At 65.0% G+C, this 23604-nt stretch carries 21 protein-coding genes and 1 tRNA gene; 10 read left to right on the top strand and 12 right to left on the bottom strand.

Annotated elements, in window-relative coordinates:
- The first annotated feature begins 273 nt into the window (after positions 1–273).
- The 4 genes from GRI62_RS12560 to GRI62_RS12545 all read left to right on the top strand — a co-directional run bounded on the left by GRI62_RS12560 (position 274) and on the right by GRI62_RS12545 (position 5098).
- Positions 274–675, top strand: a complete 402-nt coding sequence (locus GRI62_RS12560) for a hypothetical protein (protein WP_131451074.1) — start codon at positions 274–276, stop codon at positions 673–675.
- A gap of 29 nt (positions 676–704) precedes the next feature.
- Entirely contained in the window at positions 705–1385 is a 681-nt protein-coding gene (locus GRI62_RS12555) for a hypothetical protein (RefSeq protein ID WP_131451073.1), read from the top strand.
- Between the two features lie 21 nt (positions 1386–1406).
- Positions 1407–2738: a glutamate--tRNA ligase gene (gene gltX / locus GRI62_RS12550; protein ID WP_131451072.1), complete on the top strand. Its 1332-nt coding sequence runs from the start codon at positions 1407–1409 to the stop codon at positions 2736–2738.
- A 128-nt stretch (positions 2739–2866) separates the two neighbouring features.
- Complete coding sequence (locus tag GRI62_RS12545) at positions 2867–5098, top strand: TonB-dependent receptor (RefSeq protein WP_131451071.1); 2232 nt, start codon at positions 2867–2869, stop codon at positions 5096–5098.
- Positions 5099–5345: 247 nt separating this feature from the next.
- Here GRI62_RS12545 and dcd read toward each other — a convergent pair whose 3' ends face one another.
- The 7 genes from dcd to ftsE form a co-directional block, all read right to left on the bottom strand.
- The gene (dcd, locus tag GRI62_RS12540) at positions 5346–5900 is read right to left on the bottom strand and encodes a dCTP deaminase (protein WP_131451070.1); all 555 of its coding nucleotides are present in this window, start codon (positions 5898–5900) and stop codon (positions 5346–5348) included.
- 82 nt (positions 5901–5982) lie between these two features.
- Entirely contained in the window at positions 5983–6384 is a 402-nt protein-coding gene (locus tag GRI62_RS12535) for a cupin domain-containing protein (protein ID WP_131451069.1), read from the bottom strand.
- A gap of 69 nt (positions 6385–6453) precedes the next feature.
- The gene (gene putA, locus GRI62_RS12530) at positions 6454–9549 is read right to left on the bottom strand and encodes a bifunctional proline dehydrogenase/L-glutamate gamma-semialdehyde dehydrogenase PutA (protein WP_131451068.1); all 3096 of its coding nucleotides are present in this window, start codon (positions 9547–9549) and stop codon (positions 6454–6456) included.
- A gap of 137 nt (positions 9550–9686) precedes the next feature.
- Entirely contained in the window at positions 9687–10400 is a 714-nt protein-coding gene (locus GRI62_RS12525) for a lysophospholipid acyltransferase family protein (protein ID WP_131451067.1), read from the bottom strand.
- 7 nt (positions 10401–10407) lie between these two features.
- Positions 10408–10935 (bottom strand): YdcF family protein, encoded by a 528-nt coding sequence (locus GRI62_RS12520; protein WP_131451066.1) that lies wholly within the window; start codon positions 10933–10935, stop codon positions 10408–10410.
- Positions 10936–10945: 10 nt separating this feature from the next.
- On the bottom strand, positions 10946–11899 hold the full coding sequence (locus GRI62_RS12515; RefSeq protein ID WP_234027455.1) for a cell division protein FtsX: 954 nt from the start codon (positions 11897–11899) through the stop codon (positions 10946–10948).
- Positions 11896–12621 carry a cell division ATP-binding protein FtsE gene (gene ftsE, locus GRI62_RS12510; protein WP_131451064.1) on the bottom strand — a complete coding sequence of 242 codons (726 nt, stop codon included), beginning with the start codon at positions 12619–12621 and terminating at the stop codon, positions 11896–11898. The genes GRI62_RS12515 and ftsE overlap by 4 nt, the downstream gene beginning before the upstream one ends.
- A 192-nt stretch (positions 12622–12813) precedes the next feature.
- Here ftsE and GRI62_RS12505 point away from each other — a divergent pair, with 192 nt between their 5' ends.
- On the top strand, positions 12814–13665 hold the full coding sequence (locus tag GRI62_RS12505; RefSeq protein ID WP_131451063.1) for a zinc-ribbon domain-containing protein: 852 nt from the start codon (positions 12814–12816) through the stop codon (positions 13663–13665).
- A gap of 120 nt (positions 13666–13785) precedes the next feature.
- Positions 13786–13872, top strand: a tRNA-Leu gene (locus GRI62_RS12500).
- A gap of 201 nt (positions 13873–14073) precedes the next feature.
- Here GRI62_RS12500 and GRI62_RS12495 read toward each other — a convergent pair.
- From GRI62_RS12495 to GRI62_RS12485, 3 genes are read right to left on the bottom strand one after another with little or no spacing between them, the layout of a single operon-like run.
- A complete protein-coding gene (locus GRI62_RS12495) occupies positions 14074–15711 on the bottom strand; it encodes a recombinase family protein (RefSeq protein WP_131451062.1) in 1638 nt (545 codons plus the stop codon).
- Complete coding sequence (locus GRI62_RS12490; RefSeq protein WP_131451061.1) at positions 15708–16139, bottom strand: DUF2924 domain-containing protein; 432 nt, start codon at positions 16137–16139, stop codon at positions 15708–15710. Before GRI62_RS12490 ends, GRI62_RS12495 begins: the two co-directional genes overlap by 4 nt.
- Complete coding sequence (locus tag GRI62_RS12485; RefSeq protein WP_234027454.1) at positions 16139–16456, bottom strand: DUF3489 domain-containing protein; 318 nt, start codon at positions 16454–16456, stop codon at positions 16139–16141. The genes GRI62_RS12490 and GRI62_RS12485 overlap by 1 nt, the downstream gene beginning before the upstream one ends.
- Positions 16457–16994: 538 nt before the next feature.
- Between GRI62_RS12485 and GRI62_RS12480 the strand changes: the two genes are divergently transcribed.
- The 4 genes from GRI62_RS12480 (at position 16995) to GRI62_RS12465 (ending at position 22468) form a co-directional block, all read left to right on the top strand.
- On the top strand, positions 16995–18077 hold the full coding sequence (locus GRI62_RS12480; RefSeq protein WP_131451059.1) for an AAA family ATPase: 1083 nt from the start codon (positions 16995–16997) through the stop codon (positions 18075–18077).
- On the top strand, positions 17983–20439 hold the full coding sequence (locus tag GRI62_RS12475) for a S8 family peptidase (protein ID WP_131451058.1): 2457 nt from the start codon (positions 17983–17985) through the stop codon (positions 20437–20439). Before GRI62_RS12480 ends, GRI62_RS12475 begins: the two co-directional genes overlap by 95 nt.
- Positions 20440–20723: 284 nt before the next feature.
- The gene (locus GRI62_RS12470; RefSeq protein ID WP_160731886.1) at positions 20724–21356 is read left to right on the top strand and encodes a tyrosine-type recombinase/integrase; all 633 of its coding nucleotides are present in this window, start codon (positions 20724–20726) and stop codon (positions 21354–21356) included.
- Between the two features lie 224 nt (positions 21357–21580).
- The gene (locus GRI62_RS12465) at positions 21581–22468 is read left to right on the top strand and encodes a DUF6929 family protein (protein WP_131453633.1); all 888 of its coding nucleotides are present in this window, start codon (positions 21581–21583) and stop codon (positions 22466–22468) included.
- 57 nt (positions 22469–22525) lie between these two features.
- Here GRI62_RS12465 and GRI62_RS12460 read toward each other — a convergent pair whose 3' ends face one another.
- Both GRI62_RS12460 and GRI62_RS12455 read right to left on the bottom strand, forming a co-directional pair.
- Positions 22526–23026 (bottom strand): MgtC/SapB family protein, encoded by a 501-nt coding sequence (locus GRI62_RS12460; protein ID WP_131453632.1) that lies wholly within the window; start codon positions 23024–23026, stop codon positions 22526–22528.
- Between the two features lie 192 nt (positions 23027–23218).
- On the bottom strand, positions 23219–23602 hold the full coding sequence (locus tag GRI62_RS12455; RefSeq protein ID WP_234027453.1) for a hypothetical protein: 384 nt from the start codon (positions 23600–23602) through the stop codon (positions 23219–23221).
- Positions 23603–23604 lie beyond the last annotated feature (2 nt).

The raw sequence follows: 23604 nt of genomic DNA, 5'->3' as shown, positions 1-23604 counted from the left end.
CGAGGCGGCAATCGGCGACGATCCGCTGGGTGCCGCCGCAGGCGAAACGCACGGCACCGACGAGGACGCCGGCGACTACCTCAACGAAGACGCCTCGGACGAGAGCGTGGACAACGAGGAAGATGCCGTCGAAGCCGAAGAAGCGGCCGAGCCGCTGCCGGACGACGAGGGCGACCAGGCCTAACCTGCCGTTCATCGACACACCGTCACATCAGGCCCCGGACGAGCAATCGTCCGGGGCTTTTTGTTTGCGCGATCGGGAGCTGCTGCCGGATGAAGACCATTCTCTCGATCGCCGCCGCGCTGGGTCTGGCCGCGTGCACGACGACCACGGCGGTGGCCGACGCCGCTGCGGACGGGACCTACCGCGTGGTCGCCATCGACGGTGCCGGTCTGGACGACTTTCTCGACCTGAGGCTGGTCGTCGATGCGACCACTATCACCTTTCCCGCGGCCTGCGGGGGTTACGGCTGGACCTACCAGATCGAGGGCACCCGTATCGCCACGTCCCGCCGCCAGGGGCCGAGCGCAGAGTGCCTGGCCCGGGCGCGCGTGCATCACGCGGTCTTCGATACCGCTGCCGCCATCGATGGGGCCAGCAGCATGGTGCACACCGATGACCGGCGGCTGGTCATCGAAGGTGGCGGTCACACGGTAATGCTGTTTGCACAATAATAACGCCTGCACGCTAGCGCGTTGCCGGCATGACCGATCAACCTGCCGGATTCGAGCGCTTGCTGTTCGAAGGCGCACCGCCGCCGCCGCCGCACCTGGCGGCGCTCGGCCAGCGCTTCATTGCCGAGGCGGCGCCGCGTTTCCGCAATTTTCGCGTCGATCTGGAGGCGGTGCAGGGCGCGGCGATGCAGTCGGCACGGGATGGCGCAATTGCCACCGAGGACGCGCAGATGCTGTTCCTCGATCACGGTGATACCGTATCGCTGCCGCTCGTGCAGCGTTACGTGGCGGCCCACCAGACCGAGCTGGTCGCGCGCTGGCTGATGATGCTGGGCAGTTTTCATTTCCCCGGCTGGGCGACCCCGCGCAATCTGACCGCGCTGGATGGCATGGTGGCCTGCGACGAGGCGGCGCTGGCCGTGCGCGTGGTGCGCAAGCATCTGGAAAAGACCCAGGCGCACGTGCGCAAGCGGTGGCGCACGGTGGCGGCCAAACGGCCCAAGGTCATCCCACCCGACATCCTCGAACGCTACGAAGCGCAATTGGCCAAGGCCCGGTGGGAACTGCCGGGAGAGCTGGAAGCGGCACGGCTGGAGATCGCCGAACTCGAAAGCTTCGTGCGCGCCCACGGCTCGCCCGAAGACAACCTCGCCGTCGATGCCATGCTTGCCGAACTGGAAAAGGCGCGCAAACGCTTCACCGGCGCATGAACTTGCCCTAGGGGCGCGGGCATGTCTGTCGTCACTCGTTTCGCGCCGTCGCCCACGGGCCGCCTGCATGTCGGCAACCTGCGCACGGCGCTGCACAACTGGATGCTGGCGCGCAAGGCCGGCGGGCGTTTCCTGCTGCGCATCGACGATACCGACGCCGAACGCAGCGAGGAACGCTTCGTCGATGGGATACGCCAGGATCTCGCCTGGCTTGGCCTAACGCCCGACGGGGAGGAACGCCAATCGGCACGGCTGACGTTCTACGAGGATGCCTTTGCCCGGTTGCGTGACGCCGGCCGGGTCTACCCCGCCTACGAAAGCGCGCAGGAGCTCGACTTGAAGCGCAAGATCGCGCTCGGGCGCGGGCTGCCGCCGATCTACGACCGCGCGGCGCTGGCATTGAGCGACGAACAGCGCGCGGCGAAGGAAGCAGAGGGTATTGCTCCCCACTGGCGCTTCCGCCTCGATCATGACGAACCCATAATGTGGGCCGACGGTGTGCGCGGTGGGCAGTCGTTCGATCCGGCGCAGCTCAGCGATCCGGTGATCCGCCGCGCCGATGGATCGTGGCTCTACATGCTGCCGAGCGCGGTGGACGACATCGCGATGGGCGTGACCGACGTGCTGCGCGGCGAGGATCACGTCTCCAATACAGCAGTGCAGATCCAGATGTTCACTGCACTGGGTGCCGCTCCCCCCCGCTTCGCGCACGAGGCGCTGCTGGTGGGGCGCGAGGGCAAGCTGTCGAAGCGGCTGGGTTCGCTTGGTTGCGACGCCTTGCGTGATGCCGGGATCGAGCCGCAGGCACTGGTGGCCATGCTGGCGCGGCTGGGCACGGCGCTGCCGGTGGAACCGATCGCGGACCGCGCGACGCTGATCGAGACATTCGATCTTGCCACGTTCGGCCGCGCACCGGCGCGTTTCGATGACGCGGACCTCGAACGGGTCAACGCGGCAATCGTCCACCAGCTGGATTTCGCACAGGTTGCCGACCGGTTGCCCGATGGCATGGACGACGCCGGCTGGCACGCCATCCGCCCCAACGTGGCCCATGTGAACGAGGCGGGCGAATGGTGGCGGCTGGTCACCGGTCCGATCGAGCCGCGCAGCTTCGATGCCGAAACCCGCGCGTACCTGGCCGAGGCCGCCGCCGCGCTCACCTGGAGTGAAACGCCGTGGCAGGACCTCACCGCGGTGCTGAAGGCGCGCACGGGTCGCAAGGGACGCGAACTGTTCCAGCCGTTGCGGCAGGCGCTGACGGGCCGCGACCACGGCCCGGACATGGCAGAGCTGCTGCCCCTGATCGGGGAGGGCCGGGCGCGCGCGCGGCTCGATGCGGCAGTGCGCGACTGAGCCGATGCGATTTCGTCGGATGCAGGTGGCATTCCAACGAAACCAGCGATCAGGGCCTTGCGACAGATGCGGTATTCGGTATGGCGCGTGATGATACACCGTCACACAGAATACCAAAGGGACGCTTGATGAAATTTACCCCGGCCACTTTCCTGCTGTCTGCTGCCATACCGCTGTTCGCCACGCCGCTGGCCGCCATGGCGCAGGAGGCTTCGCCCGCTCCTCTCGCGCAGGATGATACCCGCGACCCAACCCCGCAGTCCGGCGACCAATCCGGCCCGCAAGAGCCTGGCAGCGACGACTTGCATTCGATCTACGTCACCGCGGCAGGCGTCGACCGGCTGGACATCGTGGCCGGTTCGTCGGTCGTTACCGGCGTGGCGCTCCAGCGCGAAAGTTCGGGCCAGATCGGCGAAGTGCTCGCCAGCCTGCCGGGCGTTTCCGCCACCAGTTTCGCCCCCGGCGCCTCGCGCCCGGTGCTGCGCGGCTTTGGCGGCGAGCGCGTGCGCGTGCTGAGCGACGGCACCGGTTCGCTCGATGCCTCGTCCACCAGCGCCGACCATGCCGTGGCCGTCGATCCGCTGATCGCCGACCGGGTGGAGGTGCTGCGCGGCCCGGCGGTCCTGCTCTACGGCAGCCAGGCCATCGGCGGCGCCGTCAACGTCATCACCAAGCGCATCCCGCCGCGCCTGCCGGACGAAGCGGTGCACGTCGATGCGCTCGCCGGGATGGATACCGCCAGCGACCTGCGCGAAGTGGGGGCGTCCATCGATGCGCCCATCGGCGGCGGGTTTGCGGTTCATGTCGATGGGTCACACCGCGTGACCAACGACCTTGAGATCCCCGGCTTCGTCGCCTCCCCCTTCCTGCGCGCCGACCTGCTGGCCGACGCCGACGAGGAAGAGGAAGAGGGCCACCTGGAAGAGGCCGCCGAACTGCGCGAGGCGGCCAACGCGCGCGGCGTGCTGCCCAACAGCTTTACCGAGGCAACGTCCGCCGGGGCGGGCGTGGCGTGGTTCTCGGGCGCCAGCAACATCGGCGCCTCGTTCGGCTATTACGACACCACCTACGGCATCCCCGGCCTGCCGGGCATCGGCCACGTCCACCACGACGAAGGCGAGGACGTGATCGACGGGGAGGAAGAGGACCACGGGGAAGAGCATGGCGAGGAGAACGTCTCCATCGGCCTGCGCCAGTATCGCGCCGACCTGCGCGGCGAGCTCGACCTCGGCAGCGGCTTTTTCGATTCGGTGCAGACTCGCCTGGGCTGGTCCGATTACACCCATACCGAGTTCGAGGGTGAGGAGACCGGCACGGTCTTCGACGTGGAGGGCGTGGAAGGCCGCGTGGAGCTGGTGCAGTCCCGGCGCGCGCTTGGGGCTGGCGGCTGGCGCGGATCGACCGGCGTGCAGTATTCGCACGTCGACTTCCAGGCGTTGGGCGAGGAAGCCTTCGTGCCGCCCAACGTGACCGAAAGCTTCGCCGTCTTCGGCCTGCAGGAATTCGATTTCGACGCCTTGGAAATCGAAGTCGGCGCGCGGTATGAGAACACGTCCATCGATGCCGAGACCTTCGGGCTGGGCGATGTGTCGCGCGATTTCGGCACCTTTTCCGCTGCCGTTGGCGCTGGCTACACGCTGTTCGATGACTTTCGCGTAGGCCTCAACGCCTCGCGCACCGAGCGTGCCCCGTCAGCGCAGGAGCTGTTCGCCGACGGCCCGCACCTTGCCACCCAGCAGTTCGAGATCGGCAATCCCGGGCTCGCGACCGAAAGCAGCTGGGGCGGGGAAGCTTACCTGCGCGGCTCTGTCGGGCCGGTGCAGGTGAACGCCACGCTCTACCGCAACTGGTTCGACGACTTCATCTACCTTTCCGCCACAGGCGAGGAGGAGGATGGCCTGGCCGTGTTCGCCTTCCTGCAACAGGACGCCGACCAGTGGGGATTCGAGGCGCAGGCGACCTTCCCGATTATCGAGACCGGCGGCTTTGAACTGCTGGGCGACCTGCGCGCCGATTACACCCGCGCAACGCTGGACAGCGGCGAACCCGTGCCGCGCATCCCGCCGCTCAGCCTCTATGGCGCGCTGGAGGCACGGCTCGACCACGTCGACCTGCGCGGCGAAGTGGAATGGCACGACGAGCAGGACCGCGTCGCCCCACTGGAAGCGCCGACCGACGGCTACACGATGGTCAACGCCTCGATCGCTTGGCACCCGCTGGAAGGTAACGACAACATCGTGGTGATGGCGCAGGTGAACAACATCCTGGACGAGGATGCGCGGCGCGCGGCCAGCTTCACCAAGGATTTCGTGCCGCTGGCGGGGCGGAATTTCCGCCTGAGCGTGAGGACATCGTTTTGATTGCGAGCCCGCCTCCGCGGGCTCATCCTCGCTAGACGCACTCCGCTTCGCTGCGTGCCCGCTGCGTGCGGCCGGTCGGCCTTGCGGTCGGCTGGTCGTCGACCGGATTAGTTTGCCGAGGCGGCTGAGCTCGGGCCGAAGGCCCGCAAGCGCGAACGCGCGCCCGCAGGTGCCGCGCAGCCGGAGCGCAGCCCCGGCGGAGCGAACAGCACCGAGGATGAGCCCGCGGAGGCGGGCTCGCAAACAATCACAACCTGGGCAGCGTCACCCCGCGCTGGCCCATGTATTTGCCCGCGCGGTCAGCGTAGGTGACTTCGGGCCGCTCGTTGCCCTGCAGGAACAGGAACTGGCACGCGCCCTCGTTGGCGTAGATCCTGGCGGGGAGCGGGGTGGTGTTGGAGAATTCCAGCGTCACGTGGCCTTCCCAGCCCGGCTCCAAGGGCGTCACGTTCACGATGATGCCGCATCGCGCATAGGTGCTCTTGCCGAGGCAGATCACCAGCACGTCATCCGGAATGCGGAAGTATTCCACCGTGCGGGCGAGCGCGAAGCTGTTGGGCGGAATGATGCAGCAGTCGGTCTTGCGATCGACGAGGCTGTCCCCGTCGAAATTCTTGGGGTCGACCACGGCGGAATTGACGTTGGTGAAGATCTTGAACTCGTCCGCCACCCGCGCGTCGTAACCGAAGGAGCTGAGGCCGTAGGAGATACACCCGTCCCGGCGCTGCGCCTCCACGAAGGGTTCGATCATGCCACGCGTCGTGGCGGCTTCGCGAATCCATTTGTCGGAGAGAATGGCCATGAGCGGGGGATTGCCGATGGCGGGGGTGGGGGCAAGACGGCGCGTGCGAGTTTCCCCCGTGCCTCGATTTGAAGCCTAGTTCTTACTCGGTCGTCCCGCCGTCCCATTCCTCATCATGATGGCGGGCATCGGCTTCCTCCCTGGTCGCATGGACGATACCGTCCTTATGCTCGGGAGGGGCATAGAGCGAATAGAACCGCAACGGGTCAGCACCCGTGTTGCGCACGTTGTGACGCGCGCCGGCCGGCACGATCACGGCAAAGCCGTCCTCGACCGCGTTAGCCACACCGTCGATGTCGACGACGCCGGAACCCCCTTCGAAACGGAAGAACTGGTCGCGATCGTCGTGGACCTCCTCACCGATGTCGCCGCCGAGCGGCAGGGTCATGAGCACGAGCTGGAGATGGTGCCCGGTGTAGAGCACGCGGCGAAAATCGCCGTTATCGAGCGTCTGCTCTTCGATGTTGTCGCAAAAGCCCTTCATCGCGGTCTCCTCTATCCTGGTCTGGAGGTAAGGGCGGGCGCCACAACCTGCAAGTGCGACGGTTCGCGCCTAACCCCCCGCCAGCAGCGTCGCATTCCCGCCCGCCGCGGTCGTGTCGATCGTGGTCACGCGCTCGGTCGCGAAGCGTGCCACGTAGTGCGGCCCGCCCGCCTTGGGGCCGGTGCCCGACAGCCCCTCGCCGCCAAAGGGCTGGCTGCCGACCACGGCGCCGATCTGGTTGCGGTTGACGTAGAAGTTGCCCACCCGCGCGCGGGCCTCGACGAAACGGCGGGTATCCTCGATCCGGCTGTGGAGGCCCAGCGTCAGGCCGAAGCCGGTGGCGTTGATGTCCTCGATCACACGGTCGAGCTGTCCCGCGGCGAAGCGCACGACATGGAGGACGGGGCCGAAGTTTTCTTCCGCCAGATCGCCGATGCGGTCGATCTCGATGATTGTCGGCGCGACGAAATGGCCCGCATCGCACTCGGGCGGAAGCGGCAGCCGCCACACGCGGTTGCCCGCCGCCTGCCGCGCGGCGATGTGCGCCTCCAGCTTGGCGCGGGCTTCCTCGTCGATCACCGGGCCGACATCGGTGGAAAGCTGTGCCGGGTCGCCCACCACCAGCGCCTCGAACGCGCCGCGGATCATGGCGAGCATGGTGTCGGCCACGTCATCCTGGATATAGGCGACGCGCAATGCCGAACAGCGCTGGCCCGCGCTCTGGAAAGCCGATGCCACCACGTCGCGCGTGACCTGTTCCGGCAGCGCGGAGCTGTCGACGATCAGCGCGTTCTGCCCGCCGGTCTCCGCCACCAGCGTGGCGATGGGGCCGTCGCGACTGGCGAGCGCGCGATTGATCGCGTGGGCCGTCGCGGTGGAGCCGGTAAAGGCCACGCCCGCCAGGCGCGGGTCGGCAGTGATGCGCCCGCCGATCTGGCCGCCGCCGGGCAGCATGTGCAGCACGTCTGCCGGCACCCCTGCGCGGTGGCACAGGTCCACGGCAAGCTGGGCGATGAGCGGCGTTTGCTCGGCGGGCTTGGCGATCACCGTGTTGCCGGCGGCGAGCGCAGCGGCGGTCGGGCCGATGAAGATCGCCAGCGGGAAATTCCACGGACTGATGGTCACGAACACGCCGCGCCCGTGCAGGCGCAGCACGTTGCTTTCCCCGGTGGGGCCGGGCAGCGGCACGCCGCGGGTGAAATGCGCGCGCGCCTCGTTGGCGTAATAGCGCAGGAAATCGACCGCCTCGCGCACCTCCAGCACGGCGTCGGGCAAGGTCTTGCCCGCCTCGCGCTGGCACAGGCTGAGAAATTCGGCCGTGTGATCCTCGAACAGGTCGGCGGCGGCATCGAGCAGGGCGGCACGCCGCTCTCCGCCCAGCGCGTCCCAAGCGGGCTGCGCGGCCTCGGCCTGCTGGAACGCCATGGCGATCTCGGCACGGGTGGGGAGGGTGACCTCGCCCACCGGGCTCCCATCGGTCGGGCTGAGGATCGGCAGCTTCGATCCGGCAAGGTCCGCGCCCGCGCTCCACTGGCGTGGTGCGAGTTCAGCCAGCCGTTCGCGCATGGCGGCGCGAGTGGGCTGGTGCGCAAGGTCGACGCCGGCGGAATTGGTGCGGCCGGGAAAGATATCGGCTGGCAGCGGGATCGCCGGATTGCGGCGTGGCTGAAGCGCGGCGAGGTCGGCGACCGGATCGGTGGTCAGTTCCGCCACCGGCACGTCGGCATCGGCCATGCGGTTGACGAAGCTGCTGTTCGCCCCGTTTTCCAGCAGGCGGCGCACCAGGTAGGCGAGCAGTTCCTTGTGCCCGCCGACGGGCGCATAGATGCGCACGCGGGTGCGGTCGTTCCGCTCCTGCGCGGCCAGCGCGGCATAGACTTCCTCGCCCATGCCGTGAAGGCGCTGGAATTCGAAAGGGCGCCCGTTTGCCAGCGCCTTGATCGCGCCCACGGTGTAGGCATTGTGCGTGGCAAAGGCGGGGAACACCGCATCGTCCGCGTCCAGCAACACCTTGGCACAGGCGAGGTAGGAGACATCGGTGCCCAGCTTGCGGGTAAAGACCGGGTAATCCGCGTGCCCGCCTACCTGGCTCAGCTTGATCTCGGCGTCCCAGTAGGCGCCCTTCACCAGCCGCACGAACAGGCGGCGGCCGTGCTGGCGGGCGAGGTCGGCCACCCAGTGGCACAGCGGCACGCCGCGCTTGGAATAGGCCTGGATCGCCATGCCGAAACCCTGCCACCCGCCGGGCGTGCCGTTGTCGAACAGGGCATCGTCGGCCACCAGCGCCTCGATGATGTCGAGGCTGAGTTCCAGCCGCTCGGCCTCCTCGGCATCGATGGTGAAGTGCATGTCCGCATCGCGCGCCTGCATGGCCAGATCGCGCACCATCGGGATGAGCGCCTCGCGCGCGGCCTCTGCATGGAGGAAATCGTACTTGGGGTAGAGCGCGGACAGCTTGACCGAGATGCCGGGGCTGTCGAACACGCCGCCCGGTTCGCGGGCCAGGCGCCGGATCGCGCCCTCGTAGGCGCGCAGATATTTCTGCGCGTCATCCAGTGTCATCGCTGCCTCACCCAGCATGTCGAAGCTGTGGGCGAGGTTCTTCTTCCGCTCCGGCGCGGCGCGGCGCATGGCCTCGTCGATGGTGCGGGCGTAAACGAACTGGCCGCCCAGGATCTTCATCGCCTGGCTCACCGCCTGGCGGATCACCGGTTCGCCCAGCCGCCCCGTCGCCCGGCGCAGGGTGTTGGCAAGGCCGGCCTCCGCACGCTTGCCGCCGCGCAGGACCTCGCCCGTCAGCATCAGCGAAAAGGTCGCGGCGTTGACGAAGGTGGAACTGCTGGCACCCATGTGTTCGGACCAGTCGACGCCGGCCAGCTTGTCACGGATTAGCGCATCGGCGGTGCCCGCATCGGGCACGCGCAGCAGCGCCTCGGCAAGGCACATCAGGGCGATGCCTTCCTCGGTATCGAGGCCGTAGGTGGCAAGAAAGGCATCGAGGCCCGCGCTGTTGCGGCTGCGGGCATCCTGGATCAGGCGCCCCGCCAGCGCGGCAGCCTCTGCATGGATGGCGGAAACGGGGGCGGCCTGTTCGAGCCGTTCGGCAAGGCAGGTTTCCTCGTCGAGGCGATAGGCGGCGCGCAGCGCGGAACGGTCGATGGCCATGGCTCGCCCTTGCACCCGGTTTCAGCTGCAATCAAGCGAAGTCGATAGCCGGGCGGAGGTGACCTGTCGCACTGCGCCTGAAGGGTGTTTTGAGGGGCGAAAGGCTGGATCCGGCGCGGGTGGCGGACCCTGCCGCATCAGGCGCGCTCGGGCGTCTGGCTTGGCTCGTCGCTCGCATTGAGGGCGTTGATCGCGTCACGCACCCGGGCCTCGATCTCGGCGCGGGGCAACCCGGGCTCGATCACCTCGCCGAACTTCCACGTTATCGTGCCGCGTGGCTTCAGCCGGCGGTGATAGATCGGTCCGCTGTCGATCGCGACGGGCACCACCGGCAGGCCGAACAGCTTGTAGAGCGCGGCAAAACCCGATTGCAGCGGCGGGCGGGTGCCGTGGGGAACGCGGGTGCCTTCGGGAAAGATCACGATGGGCCGTCCGGCCTCGGTCGCGGCGCGCGCCTGCTTCAGCATGGCGCGCAGCGCCCGGGCGCCCTGGTCGCGCGCGACCGGGATGAGGCCATAGGCCTTGCCCGCGCGGCCCCAGCCGGGGATGTCGAACAGTTCCTGCTTGGCGACGCCGGCCGGGTAATCGAACGTGTGCGCCATCGCGATCGCTTCGAAGAAACTCTCGTGCTTGATGGCGTAGAGCACGGGCCGGTCGGGCCGCGCGCCGGTCTCCACGATGCGCAGGCCCAGCAGGTTCACGCAGCACCAGTGGTGCCAGGCGGACCACCAGTCGCACAGCGGCCTCACCCATTGCGGGCGAACGTAGCTCGCCCCGGCCGCGCCGAAGCTGAGCAGCAGCGAACCGGTGTAGAACGCGATGTAGAAGGCGATGTTGCGCAGCAGCAGCATGACAGCGTTACTTCAGCGCCTGCAACGTCCACACCGCCAGCCACTTGTGATATTCCAGGAACAGCGTCCACAGGCTGACCTCGGACCGCACGGCATCGCGCTCGATCGCGATCGCGGCGGGCAACTGGTCGGACAGTTCGGCAGCCGCCCGGCGCATGTGCCAGTCGGCGGTGACGAGGCGCAGCGAATTGTATTCCCGCTCGGCCATCCATTGCGCCGTCTCGCGCGCGTTGCCCCGCGTGTCGAGCGCGTTGAAGCCCAGGGTGATGCAGCAGTCCATCAGGCGGTCGGGCACTTCGAACTCGGCCTGGAACTCGTCCGGCTGCACCGCCGGGTCGACGCCGGTGACCAGCATCTGCTGCGCGGCGCCCGCCTGCAGCACTTCCAGCCCGCGCGGAATGCGCCCGCCGCTGCCGGTGGGCACGACAATGGCATCGGTCTCGCTCACCGGGGCGGGGCGCGGCAGGGCCACGGCGAACCACAGGAAGCCCAGGGCCCAGGCGACGAGCAGGATCGAGATCAGACGGCGAACCACGCGAAGGCCCCTACAGCATCCGCCTGAGCGCGGAAATCACGGTATAGCGCGCCGTAATAACCGCCAGCACCATTCCCACAAGCGGGATTGCGCCGATGGCGATCCAGTCGCCCGCACCCAGCCCTCCGCCCGCGACGAGGCCCGAGCCCAAATCGGCAAACTGGCGGCCGAGAACGAAGACGGCGGCAAGCCCCAGCAGCAGCCCTGCCGCGCCGCCCAGGGCCGCATCCCAGGCGACCTGGCGCTGGAAGATGGCGGCAAGCTGGCCATCGCTTCCGCCAAGGTGATGGATGACCTCGATGGTGTCGCGGTTGGCGCCGAGGGCGCTGCGCGCCGCCAGCCATACCGCCGCCGCGCTGGTCGCCGCGAGCAGCACGATCAGCCCCAATGCCAGCAGTTGCAACGAGCGGATGGCATCGAAAACGGGGCCGAGCCAGCTTGCCTGCGCGTCGATCCGTGCCGCCGGCGCCTGCCGTTCAAGGCCCTGCCGCATCTCTGCCAGCCGCGTGTCGGTGATCGGGCCGGACAACCGCACGTCGATCAGCGCGGGCACCGGCACGCCGTCCACGCCGCCGGTGCCAAGCTCCCCCAGCCAGGGTTCCAGCAGTGCTGCAAGTTCGGCATCGGGCACCCGGCGGACGGAGGCCACGTCGTCACGGTTGGCCAACCACGACAGCGCGCGTTCGGCCTGCCGGTCACGCTCCATCGGCGCGGCTTCGACGACCTGCACGGTGACCCCGCCGGCAATTTCCGCACGGGCGTTTTCGGCGAGGTTGGCAAGGGCGAGACCGGCGGCGGCCGCCATTACCGTAAGCGCGATCATGATCGCAATCACCCACGGCATCGGCCCGGCGATCCGCGCCTGCTGCATCAGCCGCGCACTGTCCCCGAACCTCGGGCGGTTACGACGCAAAGCCATACCGCGGTCGGGCGAGGGGGAGGGAGAGGGAGAGGGCGCGCTCATGCCTGCACCGGCTCGCGCCGGGGGGGATAGCGCAGCGCCCCGGTGGGGTCCGAAAGCCGCCCCTTGTCGAGCCGCATGATCAGCGATTCCGGCACCTTGCGCAGCAGGTGAACGTCGTGGGTGGCCACAACCACCGTGGTGCCCAACCGGTTCAGCGCCTCGAACAGGCGCAGCAGCTTGACCGCCATTTCGGGATCGACGTTGCCGGTCGGCTCGTCCGCCACGAGGATTTCCGGCCGGGCGATCACCGCGCGGGCGATGGCCACGCGCTGCTGTTCGCCGCCCGAAAGCGTCTCCGGCCGCGCGTCCGCCCGGTGCGACAGGCCGACCCATTCCAGCATGTCGGATACCGGCTTGGCGATCCGCGCTTCGCTCATGCCGGCAATGCGCAGAGGCAGGGCGACGTTGTCGTAGGCGGTGAGATGGGGGACCAGCCGGAAATCCTGGAACACCACGCCGATGCGGCGGCGAAACTGGGGCAGGGCGCCCCGCTCCATGGTGATGACATCCTCGCCGAACATCGAGATGATGCCCCGGCTGGGCCGCTGGGCAAGGTAGAGCAGTTTCAGCAGCGAAGTCTTGCCCGCCCCGCTGGCACCGGTGAGGAAATAGAAGCTGCCCGGGTAGAGCGTGAACGACACGTCGCTCAGCACCTCGCGTTCGGTGCCGTAGCGCAAGCCCACGTTGGCGAACTGGACGATGCTGTTCTCGGGCCCGTTCATTCGCTCCCGCCTAGGGGTTTCGCCCCGCGGCGGGAAGGGCGAAGCGTGCGCGCGCCCGCGATATTGTGCGTTAATGTGCAAGATTGCGTGATCTGGCGGCCAGTGCTTGTGGAAAAGGCCGCATGACAAGGGTTGCGGGGCTCTGCGCAATCTTGTTGCGGGGGAGCCGCGCGCGTAGGCAGGTATCGTGCGATGATCATCCAGTGCCCCGCCTGCGCGACCCGTTACGTCGTGCCCGACACCGCCATCGGCGCGGAGGGGCGGACCGTGCGCTGCGCCAAGTGCCGCCACAGCTGGTACCAGGACGGGCCCGAACTGGAGCTGACCGAGACGGCTCCTCCTCCCGCGCCGACGCCCGCGCCGGCGCCCGCTCCGACACCTGCGCCAACGTCCCGCCCCGCTTCGCCGCAACGACAATCGCCAGCACCACCACGGCAATCGCCACCACCGCCGATGGCAGTCGCCGCAGGCCCGGTGCCAGCGCCCCCGCCCCCTCTCGCACCGGAGCGCACCGCGCCGATTGAGAGGGTGGAGATCCCGCCGCCGCCCACCGTCCGGCGTTCTGCCGCGGAGGATGTGGCCTCGCACTTCGATCGCGAACCGCCGTTCCGACCGCGTCGTAACTGGCTCAAGCTGCTGACCTGGGCCGGTGCGATCTTTGCGCTGGTGGCGCTGGGCACCATCGGTGCCGTATCCTACTGGGGCCTGCCCGACTGGGTGCCGGTCGAGCGTCCGACCTTCGGCGTCGCCGACCCCGATCTGCAGCTGGATTTCCCGCCCGAACTGCAGGAGCGGCGCACGCTGCCCAACGGCACCGAGTATTTCGGCGCGAACGGGACGATTACCAATATCGGCACCGTCACCCGGACCATTCCCTCAATCCTCATCGTGCTGCGCGGCTCCCGCGACAGGATCGTCTACACCTCGGAAGTCGCCCCGCCGCAGCGCACCCTGGCGCCGGGCGAGAACGTCGCCGTTCGCGAAGCGGTGACGGATATCCCGCGCGACGCGCGCGAAGTGCAATTCGGCTGGAAACCGGAATAGCCGGCGTCGCCGCCGCCTTGGGTGACGCCAGTGCCGATTACGCGCTTGCAGCCGCAAACCCCTTTTGCTAGTGGCGCCCACCTACCCGGGCAGGCCGATGGCCTCGTCCCCTCTCGATGTGCGGTCGTGGCGGAACTGGTAGACGCGCAACGTTGAGGTCGTTGTGGCCGAAAGGCCGTGGAAGTTCGAGTCTTCTCGACCGCACCAGACAGTCCGATAATCTGACTGAGTCTCGCCTCCTGGCGACGGGCGCCTGAAGAATGGCGCAGTTCTGGGGGGTTTCGGGGCACGTCAAACTGAAGGTGAAGTCAGAGACTCATCGCATCCGCGACGCGGAGGCCAAAAGCATGCCGGGTTCTCTGCCCTCGAGAACCCGGCTTCACCTCACTTTGCTGGATGGCAGGCCGCTTACGCAGCAAAGCCGAACTCGCGTTCCTGATCGGACCATTCGATCGGCATGTCACAAATCAGGAGCGCGCGGCGCGTAAGTCCCTTTGGATGGGTGCCATCCGCGATGGCATCGACGACCCGTGGACTTAGCCATGACAACCGCAGCAGGCGGGCCAGCTGGGTGCGGCAGCGCCGTTCGCGCTTTGCGAGTTGCGCGAGACTGAGTTCGGGCGAAGCGATGACAAGCTGCTGGGCAGCCATCGCGTCGGCAATCAGGACCAGCAGATCCTTTGATGTGCGGCTGACACTGGCGTCGCTGTCGATCCTGAGCCGAGCCTCGCGGAACGGTCTCCGTTTGGGCAGAGGGAGAGTCCAGAACCAGTTGGCTTCGGGTGCAATGCCACAAGCGTTGGGCTTCAGGACGATCTCCATGGAATCCGCGCGAATGGTAATGGAACTGACCAGCGAACGGAGGGCATTCTCGGCTTTGCCCATCTCGCGAAGTTGCAGGGCGAGCAGATGGGCGTTTGCGAACATGGTTTGCAGGGTACCGGCCTCCCCGATACCTGACAGCCGCCGCAAGGCATGCTCGTCATTCAGCAGTTCTTCGAGGTGACGGATCGCGTGCTGCTCGAAATGGGCGCGCGGGAATCGGACTCCGGGTGGATCACCGGGCCGAGCTAGATCCTTGCGGGTCTCGTAGTAGGCGTAGCGCTTCACCTTGCTCGAACCGTATGTCGGAACCATTGGCCTCCCGTGCGGATCTGTCAGTAGACCGCGCAGCATGGCCTGCTGTGGTTCGTTGGTGGCGCGCTTCCGCAGCGGGGCCTTCTGTGCCAGCTGTTCCTGCACAGCATCCCACAGCTCTTCATCGACAATAGCCATGTGCTCGCCTTCGTAGACCTTACCCTTGTGCACGATCTTACCGCGGTAGACGGGGTTCTTAAGCAGGTGGAACAGGCTGCCGCGGGCAAACGGGATGCCGCCGCGATGCGGACCGCTGGCGCGCTGCTGAAACTTGGTGACCACGCCTTCGGAGCGAAGGATCTCGATAAGGGCAGGGACGTTCCTGACCTCAAGGTAGCGCCGCATGATCGTGCGCACCCGCTCGGCCTCTTCAGGTACGGGCACCAGCTTGCGATCGACAACCTGATAGCCAAGCGGCACCGGCCCGCCCATCCAGATCCCCTTCTTCTTCGACGCCGCGATCTTGTCGCGGATGCGTTCGCCGGTGACCTCGCGTTCGAACTGGGCGAACGAGAGCAGTACGTTGAGAGTGAGGCGTCCCATGCTGGTGGTGGTATTGAACGCCTGTGTCACCGAGACGAAGCTCGCCTGTTTGGCGTCGAGCCGCTCGACGATCTTGGCAAAGTCGGCGAGGCTACGGGTTAGGCGGTCGACCTTGTAAACGACGATGACATCGACCCGGCCAGCATCGATGTCTGCCATCAGCGCCTGCAGACCGGGACGCTGCATGGACCCGCCCGAGAACCCGCCGTCATCATATCGGTCCGGTACAAGCGTCCAGCCCTCGTGCCGCTGGCTCAGGATGTATGCCTCGCAGGCCTCACGCTGCGCATCTAGGCTGTTAAACTCTTGCTCGAGCCCGTCCTCGGTCGACTTGCGGGTGTAGACCGCGCAGCGCAGCGACTTCATTTGTTGCGCTCCATCAGTCCGAAGAATCGCGGGCCGTTCCAATGCGCACCGGTGATGGCCTTGGCGATAGCGGTGAGCGACTTCCAGTGCTTACCGTCGTACTCGAACCCGTCACCGAGCACGATCACGGTATGGCCGGTCCCATGCCAGTCGCGGACCAGACGCGTGCCCGGCGTCAGTTTGCGGGGCGGGGGCCTGGAAGACTGGCCCGCTGGCCCCTGCGCCGCTACCTGCCTCAGCAGTGACCGGGTCGAGCGACACACTCCTCCGAGCCTCTGTTCCTGCAGCTTGTAGCCGATCCCCAGCCGCAGCAGCTCTGGAGACAGGCTGGGAGCAGGCCCGGCGTGGCGCCGCGCCCACTCAATCTTCAGCTCGTCGGCTGACATCGCTGCCAGCCGTTCGAGCGTGAGGTAGGTCCGGCGTGCCATCAGCCTGCCACCGCTCGGTATACACGTTCCTCGCCCTCGCCCTTCGCGTTCGCGATCTCATGGCCCTTCTTCTTCAGGCCGGTGAGGGCAGCGCGGGTTGTATGCGGTAGCCAACCGGTTGCCGTAACGATCTGCCCGATCGTAGCGCCCTCGGGTCGCTGGAGCATTCGCAACACCAAGCTGGACTTACTGTCCGGCCGGGCAGCCTTCGCAGCGGTTGGCGCCGTATTTGCCTGGCCCTCAGCTGCGGACTCAGGTTGGCGGGCAATGCGTCGCGTGCGCTTGGCTGGCTTAGTGGTGTCGATGATATCGTTCATTGGTGGTCTCCTGTCTGGAGCAGCGACCATCGCTGTTCCCACCACCCAAGGCCCTGCCGATCGTGTCGGCCAGGGCAGCGTCCACCTGTCGGGGCCGCGATCAATGACAGCACCAATGCTTGCGGGACAAGCGAAGTCCAATGGAATGGTGGAAATTTGAAAGGTTTGGCTGATGTATGACCGGGTGGCAGCTTTGCGCCCCAATTTCGGTCATTCCGGCTCAACCGTCAAACGCCTAATAGCGGACCTCTTCCTGCTTCGGCCTGAATGACCGTGTTTGGGGTCAGAACGGCCATTCGCAAGCCCCACGTCGAACGTCTGGTTTCGCCATCAGTGAACATTTGACGTTCCACGTATCTCTTCGTGGGACGGCAAAACTGCACGGATAGCGGCATGCCAGAGCTATCAGGCGACCGAAACGCGACCACCTTCATTCGCCCAAACGCTCGAGTTCGCATTGACGTCCGACAACTTTCGTAGCCTATCAAAATAGGCAATGGGGGGTGTATCGTGAGCCATTCCGCGATACATTATGGAAATGGCATCAGCGCAGCAGCTCATAGGTCTCGTAAAGAGCCACGCGGAGGGGGATTTCGATCGCTTCTTCGATCTTGCTATGCAGCTGTCGGCTGCAGAGGAGCAAAAGGGTCACAAGCGCTTGGCTGAAACGCTTCGGCAGTGGGCCAATGCCGGCCAGACGCCTTCTGCCTCGCGAAAGCCGAACCTCACGCCAATTACCGCTCCGCGTGGCGATCTCGCCGAATTCCTGTTCGCCTCCTATCCCAGCGAGCGGTTGAACAGCGTTATTCTGCCACCGCTTATCGGGGAAGAGCTGGCGCATATTGTCTTCGAGACCCGCATGCGTGAGAAGCTCGAAGAGAAGGGCCTTAAGCCGCGGCGGCGCATTCTGCTTTCCGGACCTCCGGGCACTGGAAAGACGATGAGCGCCCATAGCCTTGCCGGCGAGCTCCAGTTTCCGCTCTTTTCCGTGATGCTGCACGGCCTTATAACCAAGTTCATGGGCGAGACCGCCCAGAAACTGAAGCTCGTGTTCGACGCCATCAAATCGACACGTGGCGTCTATCTCTTCGACGAAATCGATGCTCTCGCCGCAGCGAGAGGCGATGGTAATGACGTGGGTGAAGCTCGCCGGGTGCTGAACTCGTTCCTCCAGTTCCTCGACGAGGACACCGGGCCTTCGATCGTCATCGCTACGACCAATCTGGCCGAAATCCTAGATCGCGCAGTCCTGCGCCGTTTCGATCTCGTCCTTTCCTATGAGTTGCCCGATGCGGCATCGATCCGCCAGGCTCTTGAACGACGCCTCATCGGCTTCTCCCACACACGCCTGTCTTGGAAAAAGGTCATCGATTGCGCGATCGGTCTATCGACGGCCGATGTCGTAGCCGCCGCCGAAGACGCGGCGCGGCGCGCGGTTCTTGGCGATCGCAATAGCATAACGACTGTCGATCTTGTCAATTCGCTAGAGCGGCGTCGCTCGCTGCAGGGGCTGGGAAGAAGCGCGAATGCCACGGAATTTACCTCACTTTCTCCTAAAAGACCTCGGAAAGCCGCATCCATTTCGGGCCAAGGGCGGGGGCGGCGGCAAGACGCCAAGTGACGTCCTCAATCGCAGCGGCCATGCTCAGGCTCTTCTGCAAGCAATCGACCAACTCCCAGCGATAACGACGGACGGCCTCCCAGGGGTCTATCTCGAAGTCAAAGGCCGACCGGGCGAGCCGCTCGCCAAGGATAGTCTGGGATCAAGCGGCATTGAGCTACTGCGCAGCGCCGCCGAAGTCGTCAACGGAAGCACCACCGAAACCGCCACCGTCTTCGCCACGGCCCAGGGCGTGGAGAATCTTCGAAAGAAGATCGAAAAATTCGAGACAGAAGATACGCCGGACAGGGAGAAGGATGGCGAGATCATCCCCGGTCGCCCCAAGAACGCCACTCTCGTTCAGAGCTTGGCGGCCATTACCGAGGCGGGACTACGCGCGCTTTGGCGCGGCCCGCAGGAGAAATTTCCCGCTGGCAATGGCGCGACGCACTGGGAAATCTGGCTTGAGCCAGGCGAAGCGGAGGCCTTTATCGCCCAGGCCGCTGCCTATCAGGTTCAAATCGGGACCGAACGCCTGCACTTTCCTGAAGATGTCGTCGTCATCGGCCTCGCGACACGGGACCATATCGCGCTGGCCGTGAGACGACTTGGTTCCGTGCGTGCCCTTGCGGCGCCAGCGGTGACCGCCGATTTTTTCGATGCCCTCGAAGTCCAAGAGCAGGCTGCATGGGTTGAGGATCTCGCCCAGCGGACCACCTATGCTGGTGGCCTCAATGGAGGTTATGTCACCTTGTTGGATACGGGCGTTAGCCGGGCCCACCCGTTGATCGCTCCAGTCCTTCCGTCACAGGATCGCCACGCCGCCGACCCGGCCTGGGGGCTAGATGACATGAAAGGGCACGGCACCCAGCTTGCCGGCTTGGCACTGTTCGGCGACTTGACGCCCGATCTGCAATCGGCGATGCCGGTCACTGTTTCGCATCGTCTGGAATCGGTGAAGCTGATGCCGGATGGAGGCCCTAACCCGCATCACCTGCTGGGGGTAGTGACGCGCCGCGCGATCAACACAGTCGAACATACTGTGCGTCGACGGACTTTCATGATGGCGGTCACGACCGATGAGGACACGCCCCATGACGGCGCCCCCACATCGTGGTCGACCGAAGTCGACCAACTCGCCGCTGGCGTCTCGGGCGATCGGGCGGCGCCGCGCCTTATCCTGATATCGGCGGGCAATACCAACAATTCCATGTTCACCGCGGGTCATTATCTCGACATCTGCGACCTGCCAAAGAATGAGTTGGAGTCGCCCGCACAGGCTTGGAATGCCATCAGCGTGGGTGCCTATACCGAAAAGACTATGTTACCGCCAAACGAGGGCCTCACCAGCGTCGCACCTTTTGGCGACCTTTCCCCCAGCTCCCGGACCGCATCATGGACATCGACTTGGCCGCTGAAGCCTGATATCGTTCTTGAGGGCGGGAACTGGGCTGCCGACAACCTGCCTCCACCGCTGCGACATGGCTGGCTATCCCTTCTCACGACCCATCACGCCTATCCGCAGCGCTCTTTCAGTTTTACGCATGACACAAGCGCTGCGACGGCGATCGCGGCGAAGCAAATTACCGAGCTCTGGTCGGAATATCCGCTACTATGGCCGGAAACCGTTCGCGCCCTCTATGTGGCGTCCGCCCGATGGACGCCGCAAATGCAGTCGCATCTTCCCGCCAATTCCAACAAGGGCAGCTACGCCCGGCTGTTTCAGCGTTACGGCTACGGCGTTCCTGATCTCGAGAGGGCGCATCGCAGCGCGTCCAATGCCCTTGCCCTGATCGTGCAGGACATCATCGTTCCGTACGGCCTCTCTGAACAGACTGGCGGCGATGTTCACAAGGAGATGCGGCTCTTCACTCTGCCATGGCCTGTCGAAGAACTGCGAAAGCTCGGGACTGCAAATGTGACTCTTCGGGTCGCGCTCAGTTCCTTCGTTGCACCCAACCCGGCCGAGGCAGCGCGCGGCTCGCGATATCGCTATGCCTCCCACAATCTGCGGTTCAAGCTGAACCGGGCCGGAGAAAATGCGCAGCAATTCATGGCGCGCATCAGCAAGGCTGTCGAGCCAGTCGGCCCTCAGGTCGAAGAAGAGGATCTTTGGGATTTTGGGAGCATCAGACGCGATGTTGGCTCCCTGCATATCGACCAGTTGACCTGCAGAGCTTCAGACTTGGCCAGACGCAATCTGCTGGCCATTCATCCCGTCGCTGGATGGTGGAAGTCAAAGAAGATCTTGGAGGAGGGAGAAAAAGAGGCTCGCTTTGCTCTCATTGTGGAGATCGATACGCAGGGGATCGAAGCAGACCTTTACACGGAGGTCCACGCGGCAGTCACGGTTCTCAATGCGACCCAGCCGGTCATTATCTAGCACCCGGTGCTGGTACGTCGGCAGGGGTGGCGGAATTGTCCGTCGCGGCGAACGGCGTGATGATGGGCGGGAATTAGCTTGGCTAAGGCAGCTTCCGGCATAGCCGGACTTATGCACTCGCGCGCTGAACGTCTTAATCTGGTCGACTGCGGCCCTGGCTGATGCTCCGTTGATCATCCGCTTCAGCCATGTCATTGCCAAAACCTGCCAGTCAGCAACCGGCCCACCACCCGCCAAGCTGCGACCGTTCTCTTTGTGGCCAATCATGGCCGAGGAGAACGACAATGGGTTATTCGAGATTTGATCCTGCCATACAGGCGCGTGCAGCGTGGAATGCTGGCAAGACCGTCGGCACAAAGCGACCACTGACACAAAAACAGATTTGGGCAATCCGCTTCCATCTGGATCGTGAAGGTCGGCTACGGGATAAGGCGCTATTCGACCTAGCAATCGATAGCAAGTTGCGCGGATGCGACTTGGTCAAGATTAAGATCGGCGACGTCGTAGCTGGGACCGACATCCGCACGAGGGCAATTGTCGTCCAGCAGAAGACCAATCGGCGAGTTCAGTTCGAGCTCACAGCCGATGTCCGTTCAACCCTGCTTTCCTGGTTAGAACGTCGGGGCGGCTCGACCAGCGAGTACCTCTTTCCAAGCAGGATCGACCACGCCGGACACACGAGCACGCGCCAGTATGCGCGTTTGGTGGATGAGTGGGTTACCGCGATTGGCCTACGGAAATCTGAGTACGGGACGCACTCGCTTCGACGGACGAAGGCCGCGATGATCTACCGCGCTACGGGCAACATCCGCGCAATTCAGATACTTCTAGGTCACACCAAGATCGAGAACACCGTTCGCTATCTTGGGGTCGATGTCGAAGACGCACTACTACTGGCGGAGCGCACGGAAATCTGACACCTTCGGGCGGTCGACCTCACCTGGTCGACCGCTTTCGGGTTGCGCCTGGAAAGGTACGATTGGCTTCAATTGGGTGGAAAGCTGTCATTCCCATTCCAACATGCGAATCTCGTTGTGCTCGTGGCTAGGTGCGCGCACGTGCTCGATTTTGGCCGTTGAAGCGCACCGCGTCGACGATCACGTCCGCGGTGGCTTGGCGGTTAGACAAAGCGAGGGGGCCGATGCGACTGAATCACATTCGCGACCTGGCAGTCGAAACAGCGCTCGCATCGGGGCACACCTTCTTGTCGGCGGCAAGCGGCTTGGTGGTGCGCGGCGATCACCTGTTTGTGATCGGCGATGATGTGAATTGCCTCGCCTGGTTCGCGCTCGATGATTCGGCGCCCGGCAAGCTGGTCAGACTGATCGAGGGCGACCTGCCAAGGGACGCTGCGCAGCGCAAAAGGGCGAAGCCCGATTTCGAAATACTGGTGGCGCTCCCCGGCGCGGGCGTGGGCCGACTGCTGGTATTGGGCTCGGGATCGACGTCAACGCGAATGCGCGGGGCGATCGTCGATCTATCCGCTTTAGGCGAAGGGCCTGGCGTTCGCCATCTAGACCTGCGACCCCTGTTTGCTTCGCTCGCCCCCTTGGTGGCCGAGATCAACCTCGAGGGCGCGGTGCTGTGGGGCGACCGGCTGCTGCTGTTCAATCGTGGCAACATGCAGTTCCCGGCGTCGCATATCCTGGAGGTATCGCTCGCGGCCGTGGTCGAAGGTGGGTCGGTCACAGTATCGCTCCGTGCGGAACTGTCGCTGCCAATGGTGTCGGGCGTTCCGCTCTCCGTCACCGATGCCTGCGCACTGGACAACGGTCATATCCTGCTCTCTGCCGTCGCCGAGGCGACCGCCGACAGCTACACCGACGGCGCGTTGCTGGGCGCGGCAATTGCGGAGTTGGACTGGCATTTCAACTTGCTCGCGGTCCAACCGCTCGACCCACCAATTAAAGTAGAGGGCATTGCCGCTCTGGCTGCCGAGGACGGTTTGCACCTGCTGTGCGTGACGGATTCCGACGATCCCGCGCGGGCGTCGGCTTTGTATGGTGGAGGTTTCCCTATGCGCGGCTGACGAGCCGCACACAGTAGCATTCGACGTCCACCAAAGCCGGTTTCGGGATATATGACTTTAGTGCCCAACGTCGGCGTCAATTCCGCCGCTAGCGTCGACTTCATTAGCCGTAGTGCGATCTGATTTGCCGTGTTTCAATGGTGCCATGAACCATAGCGTTCCCACAGTAATAAGAGACAACATCACTGCAACATCTAGGCTCCCCAACGCTACCGAGACGCCAATGGCGCCTGTGATCCAGAGGCTGGCAGCAGTGGCAGTACCTTTGACCGAGTCATTCCTCCGCAGGATTGCCCCGCCACCGATGAAGCCCATACCCGTGATCAATCCCTCCACTATTCGCGCCATTGCTTCCGGTGAGTCAGCGGTGATCCCCTCCGCAGCTTGGATGAAACCGCAGCTTGCCACAGCGACCAAGGGGAAAGTTCGCAGACCCGCACTTCGCTCCGCTTTCTCTCGGTTCCAACCTATCGGTAATGCTAGAATGTAGGCGATGCTGATGGCGACAAGATGGGGCACCAAATCGAAGCGATCCTGGGCGAGAAATTGATCGAACATTTTTCGGTTTTCCCAGATTCGCGATCGTGGTTCGAGGAGGGTGGGCTTTATAGATAGTTAGACGCGTCTTGGCCCTGAATTCACACAATTCGCCCTAGCGGACGGCTCAAAGTCTGCAATGGGGGCGTTAGCCGGATGGCCGCTTCGCGAGGTCTCGCGCTCGAAAGCAGACTGTCCGGACACGGCCCATCATCAGCTTTTCGCGTCCACCAAAGAGTTCGCCTCTCCGCCAATCACGAAAACCCAGATGACGAGGCAGACAATCCAGCCAGCGTTGAAGATCACCAACGCTGCCCACACCGCTGTGGATGTTGCATGTCGCCGCCCCGGTCCAGTGACCATATCACCGGGCCGGTTGCCTCTGAAAACCCGCGCAACGTCACGAAGGTGGAGCAGGAGCCATATGCCGGCGGCTAAACTGACAACGGCAAACAGCGCAATTAACGCCGGTAGAAACCAAAGTGGCATATTGAGGACTCCTTTTTTCTGAGTTGGCTCAGTAGCGAGAGCGATCTCGCGAAACAGCCAACGAAATTCGCAGGCGACAGCACCCGCAGCCCGGCAGGGAGTGATCATGT

It is taken from the genome of Aurantiacibacter arachoides, assembly GCF_009827335.1.
Taxonomy (GTDB): domain Bacteria; phylum Pseudomonadota; class Alphaproteobacteria; order Sphingomonadales; family Sphingomonadaceae; genus Alteraurantiacibacter; species Alteraurantiacibacter arachoides.
This window is presented reverse-complemented; position numbering and strand designations above follow the sequence as displayed.

Bases quoted from the DNA above. Each gene is read 5' to 3' on its own strand.
- GRI62_RS12495 (WP_131451062.1), bottom strand. From the start codon at position 15,711: ATGAAGTCGCTGCGCTGCGCGGTCTACACCCGCAAGTCGACCGAGGAC.
- GRI62_RS12490 (WP_131451061.1), bottom strand. From the start codon at position 16,139: ATGGCACGCCGGACCTACCTCACGCTCGAACGGCTGGCAGCGATGTCA.
- GRI62_RS12475 (WP_131451058.1), top strand. From the start codon at position 17,983: ATGCCACGGAATTTACCTCACTTTCTCCTAAAAGACCTCGGAAAGCCG.
- GRI62_RS12480 (WP_131451059.1), top strand. From the start codon at position 16,995: ATGGCATCAGCGCAGCAGCTCATAGGTCTCGTAAAGAGCCACGCGGAG.
- GRI62_RS12505 (WP_131451063.1), top strand. From the start codon at position 12,814: ATGATCATCCAGTGCCCCGCCTGCGCGACCCGTTACGTCGTGCCCGAC.
- GRI62_RS12465 (WP_131453633.1), top strand. From the start codon at position 21,581: ATGCGACTGAATCACATTCGCGACCTGGCAGTCGAAACAGCGCTCGCA.
- GRI62_RS12455 (WP_234027453.1), bottom strand. From the start codon at position 23,602: ATGATCACTCCCTGCCGGGCTGCGGGTGCTGTCGCCTGCGAATTTCGT.
- GRI62_RS12525 (WP_131451067.1), bottom strand. From the start codon at position 10,400: ATGCTGCTGCTGCGCAACATCGCCTTCTACATCGCGTTCTACACCGGT.
- GRI62_RS12460 (WP_131453632.1), bottom strand. From the start codon at position 23,026: ATGTTCGATCAATTTCTCGCCCAGGATCGCTTCGATTTGGTGCCCCAT.
- GRI62_RS12515 (WP_234027455.1), bottom strand. From the start codon at position 11,899: ATGAGCGCGCCCTCTCCCTCTCCCTCCCCCTCGCCCGACCGCGGTATG.
- GRI62_RS12485 (WP_234027454.1), bottom strand. From the start codon at position 16,456: ATGAACGATATCATCGACACCACTAAGCCAGCCAAGCGCACGCGACGC.
- ftsE (WP_131451064.1), bottom strand. From the start codon at position 12,621: ATGAACGGGCCCGAGAACAGCATCGTCCAGTTCGCCAACGTGGGCTTG.
- GRI62_RS12545 (WP_131451071.1), top strand. From the start codon at position 2,867: ATGAAATTTACCCCGGCCACTTTCCTGCTGTCTGCTGCCATACCGCTG.
- GRI62_RS12555 (WP_131451073.1), top strand. From the start codon at position 705: ATGACCGATCAACCTGCCGGATTCGAGCGCTTGCTGTTCGAAGGCGCA.
- putA (WP_131451068.1), bottom strand. From the start codon at position 9,549: ATGGCCATCGACCGTTCCGCGCTGCGCGCCGCCTATCGCCTCGACGAG.
- dcd (WP_131451070.1), bottom strand. From the start codon at position 5,900: ATGGCCATTCTCTCCGACAAATGGATTCGCGAAGCCGCCACGACGCGT.
- GRI62_RS12470 (WP_160731886.1), top strand. From the start codon at position 20,724: ATGGGTTATTCGAGATTTGATCCTGCCATACAGGCGCGTGCAGCGTGG.
- GRI62_RS12560 (WP_131451074.1), top strand. From the start codon at position 274: ATGAAGACCATTCTCTCGATCGCCGCCGCGCTGGGTCTGGCCGCGTGC.
- GRI62_RS12535 (WP_131451069.1), bottom strand. From the start codon at position 6,384: ATGAAGGGCTTTTGCGACAACATCGAAGAGCAGACGCTCGATAACGGC.
- gltX (WP_131451072.1), top strand. From the start codon at position 1,407: ATGTCTGTCGTCACTCGTTTCGCGCCGTCGCCCACGGGCCGCCTGCAT.